19 protein-coding genes are annotated in these 22,891 nt (G+C 58.4%); 8 read left to right on the forward strand and 11 right to left on the reverse strand.

The genetic code is table 11. The features are described 5' to 3' along the window. Window positions 1-3: 3 nt before the first annotated feature. Entirely contained in the window at window positions 4-939 is a 936-nt protein-coding gene (locus tag KHO30_RS30405) for a formylglycine-generating enzyme family protein (protein WP_211703169.1), read from the reverse strand. Between the two features lie 247 nt (window positions 940-1,186). On the opposite strand from KHO30_RS30405, the gene KHO30_RS30410 reads away from it, so the two are divergent. Together KHO30_RS30410 and KHO30_RS30415 are read left to right on the forward strand one after the other, a co-directional pair. After that, window positions 1,187-1,948: a hypothetical protein gene (locus KHO30_RS30410; RefSeq protein WP_244864167.1), complete on the forward strand. Its 762-nt coding sequence runs from the start codon at window positions 1,187-1,189 to the stop codon at window positions 1,946-1,948. 175 nt (window positions 1,949-2,123) lie between these two features. Further along, the gene (locus KHO30_RS30415; RefSeq protein ID WP_211703171.1) at window positions 2,124-3,161 is read left to right on the forward strand and encodes a T6SS immunity protein Tli4 family protein; all 1,038 of its coding nucleotides are present in this window, start codon (window positions 2,124-2,126) and stop codon (window positions 3,159-3,161) included. 344 nt (window positions 3,162-3,505) lie between these two features. On the opposite strand, the gene KHO30_RS30420 is transcribed toward KHO30_RS30415, so the two are convergent. From KHO30_RS30420 to KHO30_RS30440, 5 genes are all read right to left on the reverse strand, one after another. Continuing rightward, a complete protein-coding gene (locus KHO30_RS30420) occupies window positions 3,506-4,162 on the reverse strand; it encodes a hypothetical protein (protein WP_211703172.1) in 657 nt (218 codons plus the stop codon). 197 nt (window positions 4,163-4,359) lie between these two features. Beyond that, window positions 4,360-5,067, reverse strand: coding sequence for a DUF3142 domain-containing protein (locus KHO30_RS30425; protein WP_211703173.1), 708 nt, complete (start codon window positions 5,065-5,067; stop codon window positions 4,360-4,362). Window positions 5,068-5,074: 7 nt separating this feature from the next. Beyond that, entirely contained in the window at window positions 5,075-7,249 is a 2,175-nt protein-coding gene (locus tag KHO30_RS30430; RefSeq protein ID WP_211703174.1) for a PA5441 family protein, read from the reverse strand. A 21-nt stretch (window positions 7,250-7,270) separates the two neighbouring features. Then, window positions 7,271-8,137 (reverse strand): hypothetical protein, encoded by an 867-nt coding sequence (locus KHO30_RS30435; RefSeq protein WP_211703175.1) that lies wholly within the window; start codon window positions 8,135-8,137, stop codon window positions 7,271-7,273. 784 nt (window positions 8,138-8,921) lie between these two features. Next, window positions 8,922-9,875 carry a DUF6396 domain-containing protein gene (locus KHO30_RS30440; RefSeq protein ID WP_211703176.1) on the reverse strand — a complete coding sequence of 318 codons (954 nt, stop codon included), beginning with the start codon at window positions 9,873-9,875 and terminating at the stop codon, window positions 8,922-8,924. 543 nt (window positions 9,876-10,418) lie between these two features. Here KHO30_RS30440 and KHO30_RS30445 point away from each other — a divergent pair. Together KHO30_RS30445 and KHO30_RS30450 are read left to right on the forward strand one after the other, a co-directional pair. Further along, the gene (locus KHO30_RS30445) at window positions 10,419-11,213 is read left to right on the forward strand and encodes a hypothetical protein (RefSeq protein WP_211703177.1); all 795 of its coding nucleotides are present in this window, start codon (window positions 10,419-10,421) and stop codon (window positions 11,211-11,213) included. A 246-nt stretch (window positions 11,214-11,459) separates the two neighbouring features. Next, window positions 11,460-12,116, forward strand: a complete 657-nt coding sequence (locus tag KHO30_RS30450; RefSeq protein ID WP_211703178.1) for a hypothetical protein — start codon at window positions 11,460-11,462, stop codon at window positions 12,114-12,116. 308 nt (window positions 12,117-12,424) lie between these two features. Here the strand turns inward: KHO30_RS30450 and KHO30_RS30455 are convergent, their stop codons facing one another. Further along, window positions 12,425-13,777 (reverse strand): reverse transcriptase family protein, encoded by a 1,353-nt coding sequence (locus tag KHO30_RS30455; RefSeq protein ID WP_211703179.1) that lies wholly within the window; start codon window positions 13,775-13,777, stop codon window positions 12,425-12,427. Window positions 13,778-14,433: 656 nt separating this feature from the next. After that, entirely contained in the window at window positions 14,434-15,300 is an 867-nt protein-coding gene (locus KHO30_RS30460; protein ID WP_211703180.1) for an AraC family transcriptional regulator, read from the reverse strand. Between the two features lie 255 nt (window positions 15,301-15,555). Here KHO30_RS30460 and eat point away from each other — a divergent pair, with 255 nt between their 5' ends. From eat to eutC, 3 genes are read left to right on the forward strand one after another with little or no spacing between them, the layout of a single operon-like run. Further along, complete coding sequence (eat, locus tag KHO30_RS30465; protein WP_054037086.1) at window positions 15,556-16,959, forward strand: ethanolamine permease; 1,404 nt, start codon at window positions 15,556-15,558, stop codon at window positions 16,957-16,959. A gap of 43 nt (window positions 16,960-17,002) precedes the next feature. Beyond that, window positions 17,003-18,397 carry an ethanolamine ammonia-lyase subunit EutB gene (locus tag KHO30_RS30470; RefSeq protein WP_093634603.1) on the forward strand — a complete coding sequence of 465 codons (1,395 nt, stop codon included), beginning with the start codon at window positions 17,003-17,005 and terminating at the stop codon, window positions 18,395-18,397. Continuing rightward, window positions 18,394-19,179 (forward strand): ethanolamine ammonia-lyase subunit EutC, encoded by a 786-nt coding sequence (gene eutC, locus KHO30_RS30475; RefSeq protein WP_093634604.1) that lies wholly within the window; start codon window positions 18,394-18,396, stop codon window positions 19,177-19,179. Before KHO30_RS30470 ends, eutC begins: the two co-directional genes overlap by 4 nt. A 16-nt stretch (window positions 19,180-19,195) precedes the next feature. Here eutC and KHO30_RS30480 read toward each other — a convergent pair whose 3' ends face one another. Both KHO30_RS30480 and adh read right to left on the reverse strand, forming a co-directional pair. Then, window positions 19,196-19,591 carry a DUF779 domain-containing protein gene (locus KHO30_RS30480; protein WP_211703181.1) on the reverse strand — a complete coding sequence of 132 codons (396 nt, stop codon included), beginning with the start codon at window positions 19,589-19,591 and terminating at the stop codon, window positions 19,196-19,198. Between the two features lie 64 nt (window positions 19,592-19,655). Beyond that, on the reverse strand, window positions 19,656-21,176 hold the full coding sequence (gene adh / locus KHO30_RS30485; protein ID WP_211703182.1) for an aldehyde dehydrogenase: 1,521 nt from the start codon (window positions 21,174-21,176) through the stop codon (window positions 19,656-19,658). Between the two features lie 324 nt (window positions 21,177-21,500). On the opposite strand from adh, the gene KHO30_RS30490 reads away from it, so the two are divergent. Then, complete coding sequence (locus KHO30_RS30490) at window positions 21,501-22,544, forward strand: helix-turn-helix domain-containing protein (RefSeq protein ID WP_211703183.1); 1,044 nt, start codon at window positions 21,501-21,503, stop codon at window positions 22,542-22,544. On the opposite strand, the gene KHO30_RS30495 is transcribed toward KHO30_RS30490, so the two are convergent. After that, window positions 22,541-22,864, reverse strand: coding sequence for a double zinc ribbon domain-containing protein (locus KHO30_RS30495; protein ID WP_093634608.1), 324 nt, complete (start codon window positions 22,862-22,864; stop codon window positions 22,541-22,543). The two genes, KHO30_RS30490 and KHO30_RS30495, sit on opposite strands and share 4 nt — an antisense overlap. Window positions 22,865-22,891 lie beyond the last annotated feature (27 nt).

Genomic DNA, 22,891 nt, shown 5'->3' on the forward strand with positions numbered 1-22,891 from the left:
GATTTACAATGGATCAGGCTTTTGCAGCGCACAACGGAAGGTCAAGGTGACAGCTGTGGGTCCCAGCGTTCGGCCATCGTTGGTCTTCACAACATAGCCGGCGGGCGGCGCCTTGTAGCGGTAAACCGTCATGGCGGTTTCGGCGTTGTCGCCTTCCGCGCCACGAATCACCTTCATGGTTCCGTTTGCTGGTCCAGTAGGATTTTTAGCGGGTGAGTGCTCATAGTAGTCGGGGGCAAACCAGTCGTTGACCCAGTCCCGGCCATCGACGCCAATGTCGTAAAGGCCCAAGGCGTTCGGTGGGTATTTGCCTACCGGATAAATGTATTGAGTAACCGCCGTGTCAGGCGTGTACTTCTGTTCGACTGTATCGACTGATGGCAGGTTGTGATCCGCTTCGTACTTGCCGTTATTCGTCCCGTAAGTCACCGGCTTGCCACCCGAACGGGCTGCATATTCCCATTGGGCTTCAGTGGGTAGGTCGATAGGGTTACCGCTTTGCTTGCCGAGCCATTCGCAATAGTCTTTGGCCATCTGCCAAGGCACACCGGCTGGATTGTCTGCGGTCTTGTACGGTCGATCAGCTTTGTCCTGCGGCCACGACGGCTTGCCAGTCGCGGACGTATAGACATCGAGGTCCGCGTAAGTGACCTTGTACTTACTGATAGAAAAACTATCCAGCGTCACTGAATGAGCCGGCTTGTTTTCCTGCTGCGACGTGAAAGGGAGTTTCTCCGGCGTCACTTGTGGACCGAAGTCCCCCATCGTGAAGGTTCCACCTTTCACGAACACCATGTTGCCAAGTGATTTCTTAACGAGCGTATTGACACCCGCAGACTGACTATTTGGAGCGCTCTGACTGCACGCGGGAAGACAAACGACGAGTGCGGCCAGCGGGACCGCTCCCAGGAGGGAGCATTTCGTGAAAGACAAACGCATGCGATAAATCTCCGGGCAGATGGCAAACAGATTATAAGTTCGATCTGGTTGTTCTCGACGTTTGCAATTGCAACAAGTCTTATAACGGGGGAAAAACGGGCATGCCGTTCGAAACAAGTCCGCAGAACATGCCACCACTCATCCCGAACAGCCGATAATCGGATACGGCGATGCCTGAGGTCGTGCCACACATGCCATACCCGGCCCACCTATGCGAAAGTGAACCTGGATGCCAAAGGTAAAATCAATGACGAAATCACAGCCTGAGCCGAAAGACCTGGTTTGGGCGACAGCAAAAAAAGTTGCTCTGATGAACCTGTTGCTGCCCTTACTCGGCACTGGTATTTCGTACGCGGCTTATGCCGACGATCTCTCCGTATCTGAATGGCCTTGGAGGATCGGACTGCTGGTTACAGTGGTTTGTTTTCTGCTGCCGTTCGCCGTCTCATGGATGTACCGCAGCACGAACCTGCTTTGGGTATACGGCCTGGTGATGTCGTTCACGATATTTGCTGTTTATTTCTACTTCGGCATATTTGCGTACTTCTTCTACTTCCTCTTCGCACCGATGCCGCCGTTCGCGCGTTGGCCGGGTCTTCTGGGCGGGGTTGCGTTGACGCTTTACTGGGCCATCATGTCGAAGCGAGCGGTGATGCGGACGATCACGACCACCTCTTTCGTCAACCGGGCCTTTGACGAAAACGAATCCGATCTCTGCTATGGGATTCAAAGTGGAATGGCGCTATTCGAGCGACTGCATAAAGAGCGTTCGCCGTTTCCCAAAGTGTATATGTACATTGTGTTCGGGATCGCTCCGTTCTATCTGATATTGAGTCGGATGCTGTCATCCGGCTTTGGGGCGAACGGCGTGTTGGTCGTTTTGGCCGTGCTGGGTATGCCTGTGTCGCTGTGGTTTTTGGGCGTGCTTATCCGCATCAATATAGTGATGATCGGCTTGCCCAGGAAATTGGAGAAAGAACGTCGAAAGCCCGTGTTGGTGGCCGATTAGCGGGATGAGGAATTCTGTGCGAGCGAATGCCGCCCGCATCTTTGGCGGCTGAGGGCTTTTGGCAAGCGTCATGCAAAGTGAAGCTGGAAAACGATCTACGAATTTTCCGAGCTAGACTTAGTCAGCAGTTTGATTACGGGGGCGACCAACCTCGGTGGCCGAAAGGTGAGGTTTAGTGAATTTACGTGATTGGTGTGAGCGCGGTGCTGTTCTAGCATGCCTATTGGGCTTGTCGTCGGGCGCTGCCGCCCAAAGTTCGATCTCTCCTTCCAAGACTGAATGTGTGGGCCGTTACGAGCTGGTGCTCCCTGGCGCGATTGACGTTGCCCTATCGACACGCGAGAGTTTGCATGGTGGTGTCAAGGATCCGATTCGATTCAGCGATGGTCAACGTGCTCAGCATTCGCGCTTTATCTTCGACGGCGGTTTCGCCATGACCGACGACGTAACGCGCGACTTCTACGAGGAGTACGCCGCGCCGTTCAAAAAACTAGCACCCGGTACGGATTCCCAAGATGCGAACAGTTTCGGTCCGTATCCAATTGTGCTTGCGGGGGCGACGGCATGGATAGGCAGGAAGTCACTCGGTTTCGTGGTCTTCAAAGCGGGGCGCATTTATTCCTATACCGATACGGGAAACGCCGATCTCACCGACGCGAAGCGGCATTTCGACAGAATTAGTGCAAATTTCTCAAGTCGCGCGCTATATGAGATTCCAACCGGCGCCGGTGTTTGCCTGCCATACGCTTTTGTCGCAGACGACGACCGGGATTCGAACAGGCAGGTTGGCGTCACATTCCGCCTGGTCGATCACCCTGACGTCACGGTTTTTTTTCTTGATGCCAAAGCGCAGTCAACTGACCCGAAGCTCACTTCACGGCAAAAGAACGAATTCGTTTGGGGCTACGATTACGGCATAGGTAAGCAGATCAAGCTGCACGGTGTAATGCCTTATCACTCTGTGACGTTGGACCGTCGGAAGGGTGTTACGACCTCAGCCACCATCACGCGCGGCGACGATTCAATAGATTTTGGTTATTTGGCGACGGTGCAGGGAGATCCGAACGCGTCTGCCGACACCCCCGATCTGCTTCTTCTGGTCGAACGTACGGCAGCAAATGCCAAGGGCAACCCTCCCGTGTCAGCCGAGGACATCGATGAGATTGGGAAAGCAATCTCTGCTTCGATCAGGCGCCGTCCGTCAAGCCATTAGACGAGGCGACGCGCATCGCTGATGGACATCTGCATGCTAGTCTATGGCGACGATCTCCGGAACTGTGAGTCTTTCACCGAGAGTGACATGGGGGACAGTTTTTTCTCGGCGCTAATGTGCGGATCGGCACACCGGCCATCTACCTGCACCGACTCAACGAGAAGCGCTCCCGCCGTAGAGAAAACCTGATCCCTATCTATGGAAGAAGTAACGCCGCCGGATACTCCGCAGCGCCTCATCGAACGGCGTTCCAAACGTTCCTGATGGACTGCTGCCAGCGCCGCGCGTGAAGGAGTGAAAAATGGAACAGCAAAACCGGCTGGAAACGGCGACACTCGCCAAGTTCAAACATCACTAAACTGACGCGCTGTCAACGTCGTGCCCAAAAAGTTGGCCACGTTCGTCATGACGCTGAGTAGTTCAAACGCGACTTCGGCCGTCCACTGCTTGTCGAATACGAAGTTTTCAGCTTCGACGTTGTGAAGCCACGCCTTGGATGCCTGCTCGTCGCTCAATACGCAAACGGCCCATAACTGGAAATATCCCGACGAGCGTGCAGGCATCGCTGTTTCGAGGGCGAAACCCAGAAGAGACGCCCTGCGAAAGCGAAAGCTTTCATCATGCCACCGGAAGCCGACCCACTCGGCGTCACGTGAGCGAAACGCGAAGAAGTGTGCATCGTCGTCGGTCCGGGGCACCCATTGCCTTGAGCCGAAAGTGGCAAACTCGGCGTCGTTCGTCATCGATGGCGGCGAACCTGAGCGCCCGACTTCAATATCGGTTATGGAGCCAAATACCTTCTTCAAGCCCGCGAACATTTCGCCATTGAGACGTCCACCGACGGCCCGCTCTTCATCCCCGGTGGCCAGGTTGATGCGCGGGCGCAGCCCGATATGCTCGAAGACAGCCTCGTTACCGAGCAATCCATAGAGGCGGTTGTCGCCGACAGGATCGTCGGCGCGGCGCCAGCCGAGCGGATAAGGTAAATCTTCGGCCGGCATGCATTTGTCGGTGGTTCGGGCGGGCGGCAGATCTTGCGACACGATTAGATTGGAGCTGATCGGTTAATGTTCTCGGCGATTGGTTGAGTTAGAGACCCTAGGCGACCGTTCCGCATATGCAATACCTCCAACTCCGGAAGTAGGCATTTAGACGGCCAAAAGCTTTCGCGTTCTTCCACGTTCTAACCGCCAGCACCCTACTCGTTGCGCAGAAATACGACGTAGCCGCGAAACCATGGACTCCCGGCGAGATACTTTGGCGCATCCCATTCCCCGCCCTGAATCAGGCCGATCCGGAACGGCAGTTGCAACCGCCCGACGCGCGGCAAATACGCATCGTAAGCCGCGATCGTGTGACGCCCCTGATAGGTCTGCACCACGACTTCGTCGACTATCCGTTTAAGCTGGTTGACCTGATCGGCGTCGATGCGGCTGCTCCAATCGAGCAGCCCCGTGATACTCAGCCGGCAATCTGCCGGCAACCGCTCACGCAACTCCCGCAGGAAACTGAGGTAGTCCTGCAGATGATGGGTGCGCGCATCGAAGTCGATCTGGATTCCGGCGATCGTCCGGCCGGATGCACGCCAACGCGCGAGTTGAGCCAGCATGACGCGCTCGACGCGCGGCGTCCAGCGTAGCGTGTGGGCGCGATAGACAAGCCAGACTTGCGCGCCCGGTAATGGTGGCAGCGACACGTCCTGCGCGATGAAACGCACCTGCGTGTCGTCTTGCGGCGACGCCTCGATTTGCCCTTGCAGCACGTACACGGTGTGCGCGTCGCGCAGCACCGGTTGCGGCTTCACGCCCGCCCACAACCAGAATGCATCGTAATGAGCGGCATCGACTGTACCCGCCAGCGCGATCCGTGCGCATAGCAGGAGGCCCACGCAAAAAAGCCGGGGCATCCAGCGTTCACCAGTAATACTTCAATGACTGCGCCCACTTGCTGCGTGGATAGCTTGCCTTCAGCGTGTTGAACCATTTCTTGCGCGTGTCGCCCGGAATGTCGTTGCCACCGCATTCGCTGACGCCGGCCGGCGCAAAGCATTGGATCGCGCGATACAGCGCGTAGGACCGGTCGTCGGCAGGCGCCTGCGCATTGTCGATTACCGTCACGTAGCTGCCGATCCGCTGATAGACCTTGCCAGTGAATTGCGATGGCGCGCTGCCGAGGGTCGGCGGTGGGGCCACGGCGTTGGCGGTCGCTTGTGGCGCTTGCCGGAACATGAGCGGATCTTCCGCTAGGCCGTAAGCAGGCGGATTGTGCCTCACGAACTCCGCCAGGCAATTCAGCCCGCGCGGATCGTTGGGGTTCTGCTGCAACGCCGCCGCGACGTCGCGTACCGACGGGCAGGCGTAGCTGGCATCGCCTGCGGTGCCGGTTAGCGCGAATGGCTTGAGTGGGTCCGCCGGCTGGTCCGGGACCAACGCAAGGTCCGCGATGAAGTCAGGGTAGTGTGCACGCGTGAGTTCCTTGTACAACAGTGTGTACAGCGCAATATCGCGCAGCGCGCGGCTGGTCGACTGGTTCTTCGCCTGTGCGCGCAGCAGGTCCGCATTGGCTGCGCGTTGAAGCAGCGTTGCACGGATGGCTTCATTCTGAATCAGTGAATCGTCCGAAAGCGCGCGGTCGACGAGACCGGCCTGTTCGAGGTTAATCGCGAGCGCAAGCTCAAGTGCCTCGCGCTGCAACGTGTACTTCGCGAGCGGAATCAACTGCGCCCAGAGTTGCCTCGCCTGCTCCTGCTGGCCAGTGTCTTCGAGCGCAAAACCGCGCAAGGTCTGCTGGCTCAGGCTCATGTAGTCGAGCGATGCGCCGGGCGTCTGCGGCAGCAACGCAAGCGCCTGGTCGGGCTTGCGATCGACATATACGTGATAGGTCGCGAGAAGGTAGTCGTGCAGTCCCGGCGTGCGGGCGAAACGCGATTTCTGCGCCTCCAACTGTTTCAGTGTCAGCGGCTTTTGTGCGGTCGGATCGTCGGTGCCCGTCGCGCGCATTTGCATCAGATCGACGATCGCCAGCACCGACGGCGACTGCAACTGATTCGTATCGCGGCTCGACGGCAATAGCAGCTTGCTGTCGAGCTCGTTCGCCAGTTGTCCGAGCGGCACGTTCGACGTCGCCGGTGACCATTGCACGAACGCCTTGTCGTAGAGATTGCCCTGTTGCACGGTGTTGCCGCCGAGCCAGGCCACGCGCCGCTTCAGACCTGCTGCCGATACTGCGTAGCGGCCCTGCGGATAGACTCGCAGATAGGCGCCAAAGACGGTATCGGCAGCGCCGAGCGAAACCTTGACGATCCTGTCAGGATCCAGCGTTGATGTGTCCGAGGTGAACGCGTCGGCCTGCGCGGCGTTCAGTTGTGCCCGGCCGGCCATGTAGAGTCCAGTTTCCTTGAGCCAAGGGTCCGCGCTATGTGACACGCTCGCGAAAGCCTTTGTCGCAGAGACGAAATCGTGCCGGTAGAACGCGTACGCGCCGTCGAGGTACGTCGCGTATTGAAGCGCGAGCGTCGACTTGAGCCCCGCCGGCTTCGTCCATACGGGACCGCTGCCTCCCGCCGAGCAGGCCTTCGCCATGTCCGCGCGCGCCGCTCGCAGCCGCACGACGTCGTCGTCCGGGAGATCGTGCGCAGCGGCCATCGCGTCGTTAAATGCTTTGGTGCCGGAGGTTACGCTGCGGCAGATGTTGCCCTCGCCGTCGGCGTAGCTATCCGACTGGGCGCCGTCGGTCGAATTATCGTTCGTTGTGTCCGACTGCTTCTGACCGGTATCGATCCACCCGGAGAAGTCATACGAGAACGGCACGACGAGCTGGCTCGTCCTGTCCGTGGATTGCACGACGGTCTTCGGGTCCGCAAGAACCCGTGCGAGTTTGCCGGCGCCGGCCATCAGCAGCATCGCGTTGATTCGCGTGTCGTTGCCGGGACTCAGAATCGGCACGGCCCCGCAAGAATAACTGGGCTGCCTGAGCGTGGCCGTCCCATCGCAGGACATGTCCGAGCTCGCGTAGACAGTGGAAATGGAAAGCAGGTTCGCCATCAGCATGGCGATCAGAGGTCGGTGCAGCAACATGATTCTCCGCATTGTTCTTGTATGGTCGTTGCATTATTGCTTTGCTTCCAGTCGCGCCAGTTCTTCGCCGCGCCCCAGCGCCGCCGCAATGGCGCTTGTCCTCAATCGCCGCACGGCATCTGGCTGCCCCGGTACCGTCGGTTTCGCACCGCGCGCTACGGGCTCTTCGCCAGGCAGGTTGAAATCGACGTAATGGAAACCATGGTCTGGATCATTCGCAAACAACGTCTCGACCTTCCTCATGATGTCCGGCGGAATTTGTGCATCTTCCAGCACCACTTGGCCGCTCGCGTCGGAGTGCTCCTTCTCGGCGCGCGCGAAGAAAAGATCGATGTTTCCCTGCGCGAGCGCCGATTCCTTCGTCAGTCCCGCGTCGAACATGGCCTTGCCTTCCGTCGCGCAGCGGGAAAGAAAGCGCTGGAGGATGTCTGGAGGTGGCGCGGAGTTCGCACTGTTCCAGTCGTCAACCGAGCGCGCCAACACGCTCAGCAAGTCGCTGTCGCGCTCGACAGCAAAAAGTGGATAGCGCCTCGTACTGTACTTCGGGCAGAAGACCGTTGACGGCACGTAGCGCACGTCATAGTTGCTCTGCCCCCAGACCAGCTCGTCCTGGCTGTAGAACGGTTGCCGGATCGTGTCCAGCAGCGAGCGCTTGGTCCACATGATCGTGGTGTCATCATTCGCGTCCAATACCCGATGATCGACACTGAACGTGGGGCTCAGAACCAGCGCCACGATCAGGAGTGCGAGGCACGCGAGCGCCTGTCTGGCGACCGACGGCTTCGGCTGGCCACGGAAGATTCGTCCTGTGACGAAACACCAGACGGGAAAAGTGGCAACGAACAGGCAGCCGAATATACAGGCGAGGTCGATAGAGCGATTGACCGCCGCAACGATCAATCCTGCGAAGCCGAGAATCGCCGGCCAGCGGAGCAACGAACGTTTCGAAGCCGCGCGCCACGCGAGCAGTCCGGAATCGGGCGACGAGGGTTGTGAAGTCATTGGTGTGTCGAGCTCAAAGCTGTGTGGTGACTGGGAACCACGGACGAAATCGCCAATAGAGGGAGGCTCGAACCGGGCTGGCTCATTACCTGTCAGTTTTTGTAGAAATTCAACCTAGCAACGCAACCGCTTCTCTCTTCATGGTGCCTGTCGCGCGCCCTTTTCTGCAATTAGCGTCTACCTACTTAATCCAGGCTGGATTCTTTGCATCAGTAGCGTTGTTTGCCAACTTGTTGATTTCGCGCTCCCAAACCCCGATCCGAGTTTTTATTCAATACGCTTCGCATTGTCGCGGCGATTTTACAAAACATCTCGGGAGAGAAGCAAATGAAGATCAGCTTGGGAACGTTAAATCGAGTCATTTAATCAATGAAGATTGATGCTTTTTGCATCTCGGAAAACTTTTCTTATTTTATTGATAGCTTCGGGGTAACAGGAAAGATTGATCTATTGAGCGATTGGACGAATACCGTATAAACCGCTGAGATGCCAACTGGGGCTGAGACCGCGCGTGCTCGATTCTCGATCAACGGGACCAAGCGAAGCGCATCTCTGACGACGTGTGAATTGCTTTGTCCCAAGCGTAATGCCACCTTTCGACACCCATTGCATATCAATGATCAGCATTGGTACCTTTCGTCCGTTGATTTGTGCGTTGGGCAGCCGCGGAAGTTGCAGGTCACTACACCGGCGGCAAGCCCGTATGCGGATCGAGATGCTTGTCCCGACTTAACTGCTGCATCAGTTGCTCCGATGGCTTGTCCGGCGGGTTTGCGTTCGCCGTCGCATTGTCGAGGGCCCACTGAAACGTCCCGTTCCACGCAGGTAACGGTGCGGGCGGCAGCGGCACGATCTTTTCGACGTCTGGAAGAGCGACGCCTGCGTTTCGGTGGTCGATCAGAAATACGCGGATTGATTCATAACGGCTCACACGCTCCGCGTCCGCACTCGTACCCTTGTTTGACTTCTGCTGTTCGGCGAACAGATCTTCGAGCGCGGAAGCGGAACCCACGTCGCCCTTCGCAATGCCTCTGTGGAAGACCCGAATCGCCTCGTCCCGTTTGCCGTCTTGCACGAGCGCTCGCCCGATGGTCGAGATCGCATCGCCATATCCTTGTTCTGCGGCGCAGCGATATAGGGAATCCGCCACTTCCGCGTCTTCGCGGGTCGCCTTGCCCGTGGTGCCGATGATCGTGGACGGGTTCAGCATTTCTGCGGCCTCGAATTGAGCATGCGGGTTGCCGAGGTCGGCCGCCTTGCGGTAGTAGGACAGCGCGGCCGGCAGGTTCCACTCTCGACTGGCGAAGCCGCCTTGGCGATCGAATCCCGCCGGGATGTTTTCCGCGACAAGCTGGTGCAGTAACCGTGCGGACTCATCCGCGCGTTGCTTACGCGAGGGTGTTGAGACGTTCTCGTATCCGTCATCCTTTGCTTGATACAGAAGACCCATGAGCGCCAGATTCGCGCGATAGTCGCCATAGGCGGCGGCAAGCCGGTAGTATCGGGCGATCTCTGTGAAGCGATCGAGCGTTACGTCGTCGGACCGCGAAGAAAGTTTGCCCTCAAGATACCGGCCGTAGCGATAGAGCTGATCCGCTTGCGATTCGACAGCAGGCAGGTGATCAGCTTCATGCACGCACGTGTACGGCGAATGCGCATGATCGGCTGCAGGGGCGGTTTGTGATCGTGAGCACGCAGCGAGTAGGCTGACGGCGAGAAGCAGCGAGGTTATGCGGGTCATGGATTGCAGGATGATAGGTATTTATATGCGACGAGGCGCCCTTTTGTTTCATTGCCAGACACCATTTTCACTCGCCACTATCGTTTGCTTGAATGCGTCGCTCGAATGGTAGCGGCAAATGGCCCGACAGAACGACTTCGCGAGCCACACCCGAGGCGAATATGCCGAGCGCATTGATTGTGTAAATCGAGCAGTGGCAACGATGTGCAGTGATATTCTGTCTCGATCAGCAATTTTTCGAATGCGTCAGCATCGGTAACGTAAAGGATTGGGGAAAGACCTTCATATTTCGCTGCTGACATTTTCGGTTCTCATGTTTTGCTGGCATGATGCACTCCTGCCGATTACGTCCACCCGTTCATGTTTCCTATTCCGCCGCAACACTTCAAGCTACTCGTGCGCTGCTTTGCAGTGTGCTTGGTCCTGTGCAGTTCACAATTGAACGCCACCGCCGCCGAAGTGCTGACAGCACCTTCGAGAACACTGCCGGCCACCGGTACGACGTGGTGCTACAGCATTGGATCACCCCAGCCTTCTACAATGACGCTTAAAGAGGTGTCCGCAGGTATTGCAAGCTATGACATCGGCGGCCCCGGCGCAATCACACATATCGAAGAAAAGAGCGACACGTATACGTCAATCAACGCGACCCGGCACGGGCAGCGAAAACTGCTTGTGTTCCCGCTCGCGAAGGACAGGAAGTGGTCTGACGAGTTCACAGAAGACCTCACCTCGCATCTCGGCAGCGATGCCGAGTGGCAGTTCACCTATCACGCCATTTCCCAAAGTCATGTCATCGGCACTGAGAAACGACATGTCGGCGCTGGGACTTTCGATACGTTCGTGATCGAGCGCAATACTGCCTGGACGAAAAGCAAGCCCCACTCTTCAAGCAAGCTGTTGCAAGCTCAGAAATGCGACGATGCAGACTGCACCGTTACCGGCTACAGCAAAGAGGTGTATTGGTATGCGCCGTCGGCCGGTCGCGCAGTTCTGCGGGCCTATTCGCAGAGCGGCGATTCTGACTTCATCTGGAATCGATCACCGGACGAACTCCTTGGCAGCGCTAGCTCGCTCGTCACTGAACTCGTCGGATACAGCCGTGCTGCATCCTGCGAGGACCTTCATCCGCCATTGCACGCCCATGTACCGTCAGCGCCGTGGTACGGCTTTCCCCTGCTCATGAACGACACTTGGGAATTTCTGATGCAACGGAACATAGCGCCCGAATAGGTATCTTGTAGCGCTTTGACGAGCCAGTTTTCGACCACGAATCGATATTCTTGTAACGTCGATAAGTCATGTGCAAGCGTGAATGGAAGGCATGGCCAAGACACTGCCTGGTGACTCGCGTTCATCTCCGAATATCGTGCAAGATAGCAGTGACCTAGCCACATTCAACGCTGAAGACATACACCCATGATATCTGACCCGACCGCGCCTCAAGATCGTCCGACCGCCCGTACGACCGACAGGCGCATGCCGACCGAGGATCTGCCTTATCCGCTAGGCTTGCGCCGCGCCCACGATCCCGCCGACGACAACCGCCTTTATGGGTCGCTGGGCGACCAGGCACTGTTCGAGCACATCGGGCTGCGCCCGCGCATCAAGGTGGCGACCTCCGACGAATTCAGGGCCTTCGGTGGGCGTCTGAACGCCGAAATATTTGCGGGATTAAAGAAGGTGTTTGGCGAGATAACCGATATCGAGGTCGGGCCCACCGGCTCGCCGGCATCGATGACGAGCGCCGCGGAGTTCGCCACATTCGATAACAGGGGGTGGGTTCCGCCGTTTGACGACCCTGCGCACTTTTTCGTGTTCCGCTCGCGCAACGCCGAGTGGGCCGGCTTCCGATGGCATGACGAAAGTTTCCGCTTTCGACGCGCGTCCCTCCTGGGTTTTTCTGTCGAATCGGCGCTCCCAGCACGCTCGTCCGGATATTTCCAGGTGTGGGCCGTTTGCGTGCTTCGCGCCGAGCCGGGACCGCACGCATGGCTTCGCAACGTGGAAGCCGAAAACTTCGTGTTTGGTGACCGGTGGACCGCCGAGGTCGCGTTCGAATTGCTCAGTGTCATGACGAACGTGGCGAATTTTCTCGGAACGCCGCTGAGGGCTTGTCAGTTTATGGATGTTTGACCACGCTGATGGCATCGGCGCGCGGGGGCGGGTTTTGGGCCTGCTGACCGTCCGGGGAGGATGCCGCTACCAGCGCGCGAACAAGGCGGTACCTGAGCCAACAGAGGCGCTAAGGACGAAGACGAAGCCACGTCACCGCTCTGAAACACAACCAGTTGCTAAGCACGGCGCCGATGGCCACGATGGGTAACGCGTCGCCATGAACACCGCAAGAGAATAGACCGACGGTCACGGCGATCATCGCAACGAGCGGCAACAGGAACAGACAGACGCCGCGCGTCGCGCTCGCTACGTTCGCGGTGATGCGGTCACAAGAGATCCTGCTCTTCATCCCACGCGATCCGCTCAAAAATCGCTTTTAGCTTGGCACCCTTCGTGGCATTGAGCATCGCAACGTGCGCGACGCGACCCATAAGATGCGCTCGAAAGTCTGTATGACTGTCGCGATTTTGCGAACCCGCCCCATGCCTCACACAATTCGTCAACACCGCCTTCAACGCATCAAACTCCGTCCGAGCAAGATTCGGATGACTGTTCACCACAACCCCCGCCAACTGCTGCCTCCCACCTCGCCGCATCACCCGCGTCTTCCTTAGATTGACCGCGAACCCTTCCTCAATAGCAATCGCCGCCACACGAATTTCAAGCCGCCGCGCCATCCGCGCGAGATCCTCCCCACCAGAAAACGCCAGATCATCGGCATACCGCGTATACGTCGCCCCTAAAGACCGCGCCAACCCAGCCAACCTCAGATCCAGCCGAAACGCACACAAATTCGCCAACGCCGGCGAAGTCGGCGCCCCCTGCGGCAAATGCCGATTCTGATACCGCTGCCGTTCCTGCCAATCGATCCTGTCGCGCACATCCGGCGCCACCAGCCAACCACTCGGCACACGATTGGTACACAGCCCAGTCAACGCCCGCGCAACATTCAACGGATAACCCAAAGCACGTATCACGGAGTAAACGCGCCCCGCATGCACAGACGCAAAGAAATCCATCAAATCAAAGCGAATCACAACCGCTTTACCCGCATGAGGCGCCGCGAACGTCACCGTATTCCGCCCACGTCGAAAACCATGCACCGCATCGTGAGCAGGAACCCGATCGAGCAAACCGTGAAGCACTTTCCTCTGCAAGGCCCGCAAACGCGATTTAGGCACTTCGATAATCCGACACCGACCGTCGCGCTTTTCGATCGCCTTGTAAGAATAATGATGAAGCGGTGTCGCCGCACTCTGCGCCGGCACACGCCAGCGATCGGCAAACCAGTCCAGTTCGTCCGGCTCAACTTCCAGCCATGCAGCCAGATCACCAAGCGTCGGCAACTGCGACAACACGACGCCGTGCAACCAGGGCGGAGGCGGCCGCTGAACAGGCGGCCGAGGCAATACACGGACAACCCTCGGCTGATTCCCACCTCTCCAGGCCGCGACAAACCCCGTGTTCTCAGCAACAACCTTCGACAACTCTTCACTGTCGACACTGTCCCACCGCGCGCCAAATCGCCTCACAATCCCGCGCGCCAATCCATTCATCCAATCCGCGCGTTCGCCCAACACAAGCGTCATCCGCTCGACCATCGAGGCGGCCTCGGGCGGCCCGGCCAGCATGGCATCGGCGATCGCATAGGTGACAAATTGCAGGGAGGATTGCGGCATAGAGCAGAGGTAGGGGCGGGCCAGCCAGTCAACGCGTCTTGTGCTGCGTGTGCTCGTTTGCGCAACGCGCAAGTCACGCTCATGCGACGAACTGCGGAGGCCATTCTGATCCACGGGGTAACCCCGTAGTGCCCGGGACGAATACTGCCCGTACCTTGGCAAGCTTGACCAGCCGACCCGCGAGCCGAAGATAAGCGACGCGCCTAACTGTTGTCAACGCATTGGCAGTACGAATCAATCTTTCGCGACAAAGTTTTACGTAAAAGCCGTCTGGCCCACAAAGGTCGTCCATTTTTACGACGATCGAGTTCGATCTTCGCACCGCCGCACTTATCCACAACCCCCTCTGGACAACTTTTGTACAAACCACCTGACACGTTGTGGGCGAAACCTTGATAAACCAACGACCTCGCCAGGTCAGTCAAAAGTTTTCCCTGGCTCCCCCGTCCTGTTCGCCAACCCCCCGCAGGGTTATCGATTCCGCATCCCCTTGATCCGTAAACGAAGATCCAAGTTATCCACAGAAACGCGAGGTGCTTGTTAACTATTACTACGTATACATATACAAAGACTATAAAAACCAGAGAAGCATCCCCAAACCCCGCTGCGTAAACATGCACAACGCAAGCACAACAACCAAACCAGAACCGATTCCCTCAAACCAACGGCAAACAAATCTCCGTCAGCAGCTCCGAAGGCGCAGTGTCCTTCGGACTATTCAAATACTCCTCAAACACCGGCGCATCCGCAGCCTCACGCCCCGACTGCACAAGCCACGTCCCATACAACCACTCATAAGCCGCCCGCATATCGCTATACGGTCCCTTATGCCGCAACACCGCGTACTCCCCACCTTTCACATGCGCCACCGAGACCGGCGGACTGACCGTCACCGCAGCCTGCACCGGATGCGGCAACAAAACCCCAGCCTTCGACCGCAACTCATCCTCCGCAACAACACCAGGATCGTCGTAGTAAATCCCGATCATGCGCATCTGTCCCGCCAGCAAATTATGTTTCGCCAACCAGCCGAACAGCCCATCGAACGCCTTCCCGATCTGCATATACGGCCCAACGTGATCCACCGACAAAACCTCCATCGGCTCCACGCTTCGAATCACCACTTCACGCATTGTCATTTGATCGTCTCCTGAAAGTGCCGGACGAAACCGGCTATGCGTACCCTGCTTGCGATACTGCGCCGGCGGAATTCCAAAAACCGCGCGGAAGGTGCGAGTGAAAGACTGCAAACTGCTATAGCCCGAGCGCTCGGCAATCTCAGCGATCGGCATCGAGCCATTCGCCAGATATCCCGCCGCGCGATGCAAGCGCAAGCGACGCACGGTCGTCGCCACCGTCTCGCCATACATCGCCTGAAAGATGCGATGCCAGTGATACGGCGACATGCAGGCGATTTGCGCGAGACGATCGATATCCAGCGGTTCGTCGAGATGATCGTAAATATGGTCCAGCACGCGGCCCAGCCGCGTTTCGTAGCGCGCCCGATTGTCCGATTGGTTCATGACTAAGTGGCCAACAAAGAGAAGATTGCCGAAGGGATGCGAATCAAAGTACCACGTCCCCATTTACCAAATCCTGCGAACTTCGCCAAAGCAACCGTGAACAGAATTAAGCGCCCACTAACACAATCGCGCCCGAACTTTGCCGAATTTCGATAACACGTTGAATAATGGCTTACTACCATCGGCTGAAGCCTGTCCGCCCATGCACCGCAAAGCCTTGCGGCGTCGAGCAAGCGAAAACATCAGGAGCACCCGATGAAATCAGAGTCAAAAAGTCAGCACGTCGGTAAAGTCACGCATCACGAGTTGAAGCAGACGCTCGGCACGTGGCAACTGTGGGGGATCGCGGTCGGTCTGGTCATTTCCGGCGAGTATTTCGGCTGGAGCTACGGCTGGGCGAGCGCCGGCACGCTTGGCTTCGTCATCACGGCGGTTTTTATTGCCGCGATGTACACCACCTTCATTTTCAGTTTCACCGAACTCACCACGTCGATTCCGCATGCAGGCGGCCCGTTCGCCTACGCGCGCCACGCTTTTGGCCCGACCGGTGGTTATCTGGCGGGCGCGGCGACGTTAGTCGAATTCGTGTTCGCACCACCGGCGATTGCACTCGCGATCGGCGCCTATCTGCACGTGCAGTTTCCGGGGCTCGAACCGAAACACGCGGCAATGGGCGCGTATCTCGTCTTCATGGCGCTGAATATCGTCGGTGTGCAGATCGCCGCGGCCTTCGAGTTGTGCGTGACGCTGCTCGCGATCTTCGAATTGCTGGTGTTCATGGGCGTCGTGTCGCCGGGGTTCCAGTGGGCGAATTTCACGAAGGGCGGCTGGTCTGGCGCGGACACCTTCAGCATGGGCTCGTTCCACGGCATGTTCGCGGCAATTCCCTTCGCGATCTGGTTTTTCCTCGCGATTGAAGGCGTGGCGATGGCTGCTGAAGAAGCCAAGAATCCCAAGCGTTCGATTCCGATTGCTTACGTCGCCGGTATTCTGACCTTGGTCGTGCTCGCCATCGGCGTGATGGTGTTCGCAGGCGCCGCCGGCGACTGGACCAAGCTGTCGAACATCAACGATCCGCTGCCGCAGGCCATGAAATTCATCGTCGGTGAACATAGCGGCTGGATGCATATGCTGGTTTGGCTCGGCCTGTTCGGGCTCGTCGCGTCGTTTCACGGCATCATCCTCGGCTACTCGCGGCAGATTTTCGCGCTGGCTCGCGCCGGTTATCTGCCGGAGTGGCTCTCCAAGGTGCATCCGCGCTTCAAGACGCCGCATCGAGCGATCATCGCGGGTGGCGTGGTCGGCATCGCCGCGATCTATAGCGACGAGCTGATCCAGTTCGGCGGCCAGACGCTGACGGCGAACATCGTGACGATGTCCGTATTTGGCGCTATCGTGATGTATATCATCAGCATGTTGTCGCTGTTCAAGCTGCGCCGCTCGGAGCCGAACATGGAACGCCCGTTCCGCGCGCCGCTGTTTCCGTTCTTTCCGGCGTTCGCGCTGGTGGCCGCGGTGATTTGTCTGGCAACGATGGTCTACTTCAATTTCCTGGTAGCCGTCGTGTTCGCGATCTTCCTCGCGCTCGGCTACGTCTACTTCCTGTTGACGCGCCATCAACGCGAAGCGGCACCGTCGGACGCTTTGCTCGAAGAGTGACGAATCGAGCCGCTGCGCAAGCAGCGGCGATGGAGTCGTAGAAATGAGCTATACCGAGACAATCGGCAGTCGCACGTATCGCTTCGCCGACCTGAAAACCTTGATGGCGAAGGCCAGTCCGCAGCGTTCCGGCGACCAGCTCGCGGGCGTCGCGGCGGCGAGCGAAGAGGAGCGCGTCGCGGCCAAGATGGCGCTCGCTCAGGTGCCGCTGCGTACGTTTCTCAACGAAGCATTGATCCCGTACGAAAGCGACGAGGTCACGCGTCTGGTGATCGACGATCACTCGCCGCAAGCGTTCGCTGAGATCTCGCATCTGACGGTCGGCGATTTTCGCAACTGGCTGTTGAGCAGCACGACCGATGCCGACGCGCTCACGCGCATCACCGCCGGCCTCACGCCGGAAATGGTCGCGGCAGTCTCGAAGTTGATGCGCAATCAGGATCTGATCGCGGCGGCGCGCAAGCGTCCGGTGATTACGCGCTTTCGCAATACGATCGGCTTGCCCGGTCACATGTCGGTGCGTCTGCAACCAAATCATCCGACTGATGATGTCAAAGGTATCGCCGCGTCGATGCTCGACGGCCTGATGTACGGCTGTGGTGACGCGATGATCGGCATCAATCCGGCCAGCGACAATCTTGCCGCGATCACCAAGCTATTGCTGATGATCGACGACTTCCGCCAACGCTATCAGGTGCCCACGCAATCGTGCGTGCTGACTCACGTCACGAACACGATCGCGGCGATCGAAAAAGGCGCGCCGGTCGATCTGGTGTTTCAATCGATTGCCGGGACAGAGAAAGCGAACTCGGGTTTCGGTATTTCGCTTGCGCTGTTGCAGGAAGCGTATGAAGCGGGGTTGTCGCTGAATCGCGGCACTGTCGGCAATAACCTGATGTATTTCGAAACCGGGCAGGGCAGCGCCTTGTCGGCCGATGCGCATTTCGGTGTCGATCAACAGACATGCGAAGTCCGCGCTTATGCGGTCGCTCGCAAATTCAATCCGTTTCTGGTTAACACGGTGGTTGGCTTCATCGGACCGGAGTATCTGTACGACGGCAAGCAGATCACGCGGGCGGGTCTTGAAGACCACTTCTGCGGCAAGCTGCTCGGCGTGCCGATGGGTTGCGACATCTGCTATACGAATCACGCCGAAGCCGATCAGGACGACATGGATAATCTGCTCACGCTATTGGGCGTGGCGGGTATCAATTTCATCATGGGCATTCCAGGTGCGGACGATGTGATGCTCAACTACCAAAGCACGTCCTTCCACGATGCCCTTTATGTGCGCGATGTGCTGGGCCTGCGCCGCGCACCGGAATTCGAAGAATGGTTGGAGTCGATGCAGATCACCGACGCGCGCGGCACGTTGCTCAGCGCATCGTCACAGCAACCGCTGCTGCAAGGCGCGAATGACTGGATGGGCATCGCATGAGCGACTTCCTCGAAAAGAATCCATGGAACGCGTTGCGGCAGTTCACCAACGCGCGCATCGCGTTAGGCCGCGCGGGCAACAGTTTGCCGACTGCACCGTTGCTGGCGTTCAACCTGTCGCATGCGCAGGCGCGCGACGCGGTGCACCATCCGCTCGATACGGACGTGCTGCACGAACAGTTGCGTGCGCAAAGTTTCACCACACTGGATGTGCATAGTGCCGCGCCCGATCGCGAGCACTATTTGCGGCGTCCGGATCTCGGCAGGCGCCTGAGCGATGAGAGCCGCGCAGCGCTTGGACAACTCAAGGTCGAATCACCCGAAGTGGTCTTCGTCATCGCAGATGGTCTGTCCGCGTTCGCTGCGTCGAAACAATCGATTCCTCTGCTGCAAGCCGTTTGCGCAAAACTCACGGACTGGAAGATCGGTCCCGTAGTAGTCGCACGTCAGTCACGCGTCGCACTCGGTGACGAAATCGGCGAACTGCTTGGCGCCAAACTGGTTGTGATGTTGATCGGCGAACGACCAGGTTTGAGTTCGCCCGATAGTCTCGGTATCTACCTGACTTACGCGCCGAAAGTAGGCTGCAGTGATGCGCAACGCAACTGCATTTCCAACGTGCGTCCCGAAGGTCTTAACTACGAGTTAGCGGCACACAAGTTGCACTATCTGCTGACGCACGCAAGACGCTTGGGTCTCACGGGCGTTGGTTTGAAAGACGACAGCGATTCACTGCTAGCGAGTACGCCGACAACACCCGCGGTCGGCGACGACTCGAACTAGGCACGACACAGAAACGCTAAGCATCCGCCCGCTCGACCGGATGGGTCTCCAACCAAGCGTTCTCTTCATCCTCGAAGAGCCGTGAGCGTGTCAAGAAACGCAATCCGCTTGGCCGCTCCAAAGAAAACATCCCGCCATTTCCCGGCACCACATCGATGATCAACTGCGTGTGCTGCCAATATTCGAACTGCGATTCGCTCATATAGAACGGCACGCCGGCAATCGTGCCGAGTTTCACATCGGACGAGCCGACCATGAACTCGCTCAGAGGGAACATCATCGGCGCGCTGCCGTCGCAGCATCCACCGGATTGGTGAAACAGCACGGCCCCGTGTTCCGCGCATAGCTTATCGATCAAATCGACCGCAGCAGGCGTGGCGATCACGCGGGCTACTTCCTTCTCATCAGCCATCACATGCCCTCGTTGAAAAAGAGCGAGCCGCGCAATGCGGCCCGCTCGTACAGGGTTGTTACGCTCAGAAGAAACCGAGCGGCTTATCGCTATAGCTGACGAGCAGGTTCTTGGTCTGCTGATAGTGATCGAGCATCATCTTGTGATTTTCGCGGCCGATGCCCGATTGCTTGTAGCCACCGAATGCAGCATGCGCCGGATACGCGTGATAGCAGTTGGTCCACACGCGGCCCGCCTGGATTTGCCGGCCGAAGCGATAGGCGCGCGTCCCGTCGCGTGTCCATACACCGGCGCCCAGACCGTAGAGCGTATCGTTGGCGATCTCGAGCGCTTCATCTTCGTTCTTGAACGTCGTCACAGAAACGACCGGTCCGAAGATTTCTTCCTGGAAGATGCGCATCTTGTTGTGGCCGCGGAATACCGTCGGCTTCACGTAGTAGCCTTTGCTCAGTTCGCCGTCGAGCGAATTGCGCTCACCGCCGATGAGACATTCCGCACCTTCCTGCTTGCCGAGATCGACGTACGACAGGATTTTTTCCAGTTGTTCCTGCGAGGCTTGTGCGCCGATCATCGTCTTCGTGTCGAGCGGATGGCCTTGCGTGATCGCTGCCACACGCTTCAACGCGCGCTCCATGAAGCGGTCGTAAATCTTTTCATCGATCAGCACACGCGACGGACACGTGCACACTTCGCCCTGATTCAGCGCGAACATCGTGAAGCCTTCGAGTGCCTTGTCGAAATAGCTGTCGTCCGCATTCATCACGTCGGCGAAGAAAATGTTCGGGCTCTTGCCGCCGAGTTCGAGCGTCACCGGAATGATGTTCTGGCTCGCGTACTGCATGATCAGACGGCCGGTCGTCGTCTCACCCGTGAACGCGATCTTCGCGATGCGCTTGCTCGATGCGAGCGGTTTGCCGGCTTCGAGGCCGAACCCGTTCACCACGTTCAGCACACCCGGCGGCAGCAGATCGTGGATCAGCTCGAGCAGCACGAGGATCGACGCAGGCGTTTGTTCGGCCGGCTTCAGTACGACGCAATTGCCGGCAGCCAATGCAGGTGCGAGCTTCCACACGGCCATCAGGATCGGGAAATTCCACGGAATGATCTGGCCGACCACGCCGAGCGGCTCATGGAAGTGATACGCGACGGTGTCGTCGTCGATCTGGGAGAGCGAGCCTTCCTGCGCACGCACGGCGCCGGCGAAATAGCGGAAGTGGTCGATGGCTAGCGGGATATCCGCCGCCATGGTTTCGCGTAGTGGCTTGCCGTTGTCGATCGTTTCAGCTACGGCGATGCGCTGCAGATTCGCTTCCATCCGATCGGCGATACGGTTCAGGATGTTCGCGCGTTCGGTGGTCGACGTCTTGCCCCATGCTGCCTTCGCACGATGCGCAGCGTCGAGGGCGAGTTCGATATCGGCTTCGCGTGAGCGCGGGATCGACGTGAACGGCTCACCGGTGATCGGCGACACGTTGTCGAAGTACTCACCGCCTACGGGCTTCACCCATTCGCCGCCGATAAAATTCCCATACTGCTTTTTGTACGGAAATTCGGTAGTCAGAAACTGCATCTCTGCGTGATTCATCTGTGTGCTCCTCACATGTTTGAATGGGCTATATCCGGCGCGATATTTCGCTGGCCGCGACAGACTAGAGCCAGAACTGTGCCAATGCACCGCGCTGGTGAGTTGTGCACGCGCAGCAAGCACGCCCGCAGGCATGGCGCGCAGACCTGTTCATCTTGTCAAACGATGAACGTCCCGTTTCTGATCAGTGTGCGCAGCCCTGTTCATGAATTGAACAGGGCGTGAACATGTGCGGCCGCGGTCAAAGCAATGTAAGGAGCGAATCCGTTCGGCATGGGAATTGCCTTCCAGATCTCCTTAATACTTCGATTTCGTAGATCCGGTATGACGATTGAATTCCGAACCGACAGCCTGACACCATCGACGCACGCACAACAGCCGAGCTTTTGCGTGCAGACCTGTGTCGCCTACGACGCCGACGAGCAGGCGCGCAACCTCCATGGCTGGAGCCAGACCTACGACCAGTTGACTGCGGGCCGCTTCGTCGGCGGTTTGACGGAGTTGTGCCTCGACCACATGCAGGTGTTTGTCGAAACCACCAGCCACACGCTGCGGCAGACCTGCGAGGTGCAGGAAGACGCCTACTGGTTCGGCATTCCGACTTGCCCCGAGGGTTCCGGTCGTATCGATACGCAGGTGATCTCGAGCGATGCGCTCGCGTTTCGTCCGGGCGGGATCGAATTTGAATTGCTGACTTCGGCGGGCTACGAGATTTTCGGTGTGGTGGTGAAGGGGGAAGTGCTGCGCCGCTACGCGGCGGAAGTGGAGCGGGTCGGTCTGGCCGAGCATCTGCCGAACACGGAAGTCGTGTCGATCGGCACGGCTCGCAAGGAGCGCTTGTGCGCGTCGCTGCGCCAGCTTCTCGATGACGGTGCGGCGAACGGCGCGCCGCTGTCCTCGTTTGCACGCAACAATTTGCAGGCGTCGGTGCTGGCCTCGTTGTTCGACGTCGGTGCGTTACCGGCCAATGGGCAGATTGAAATGCCCACGCGTGGGCGGCGTCAGTCGATCGTGTCGGAAGCGCGTGAGTATGTTCTGGCCAATCGCGAGCGCGCGATCAACGTGCCGGAGTTGTGCGAGCGACTGCATGTGAGCCGCCGCACTTTGCAATACTGCTTTCAGGATGTGTTGGGTATGGCGCCCGCCACGTATTTACGCACGATCCGCCTGAACGGTGCGCGACGAGATCTGTGCAACGCGTCACGTGATTCGCGTTCAGTTCAGGATATCGCAGCGGCGTGGGGCTTCTGGCATCTGAGCCAGTTTGCGACCGACTACCGGAAGCTGTTCGGCATGCGGCCTTCCGATACCTTAAAGGCCGCCTTTGGCGCTCACCAGGCAACGGGTCGCCGTTCGTTCTCTCATTAGCGCTGCGCCGCCGCGCCGCATTGCTGGCAGAAACGTGCGCCGGCCGGCAGCAAGGCTTGGCACTCTTTGCATGCGGCCGACGCCAGTGACGCGCCGCATTGCTGACAAAAGCGGGCGCTTGTCGTGTTGACGGCCCGACAACCCGAACAGGTTACGCCGGTCGTCAACGTCGATGCGGGCGGCGGCCTGCCGCCATTACCATCGTCCCGCGAGCCGTTGCCGTCTCCGCGTCCCCAGTCGCCATGTCCGCTACTCCGATACCCACCGCCGTGGTGACCGCCGCCGCGATGCCCGCTCAACATCTTTTCCCAGAATCCCATGTCAACCTCCCTTTTCCGGCAATTGAA

This window comes from Paraburkholderia aspalathi (genome assembly GCF_905220735.1).
Lineage (GTDB): Bacteria > Pseudomonadota > Gammaproteobacteria > Burkholderiales > Burkholderiaceae > Paraburkholderia > Paraburkholderia aspalathi.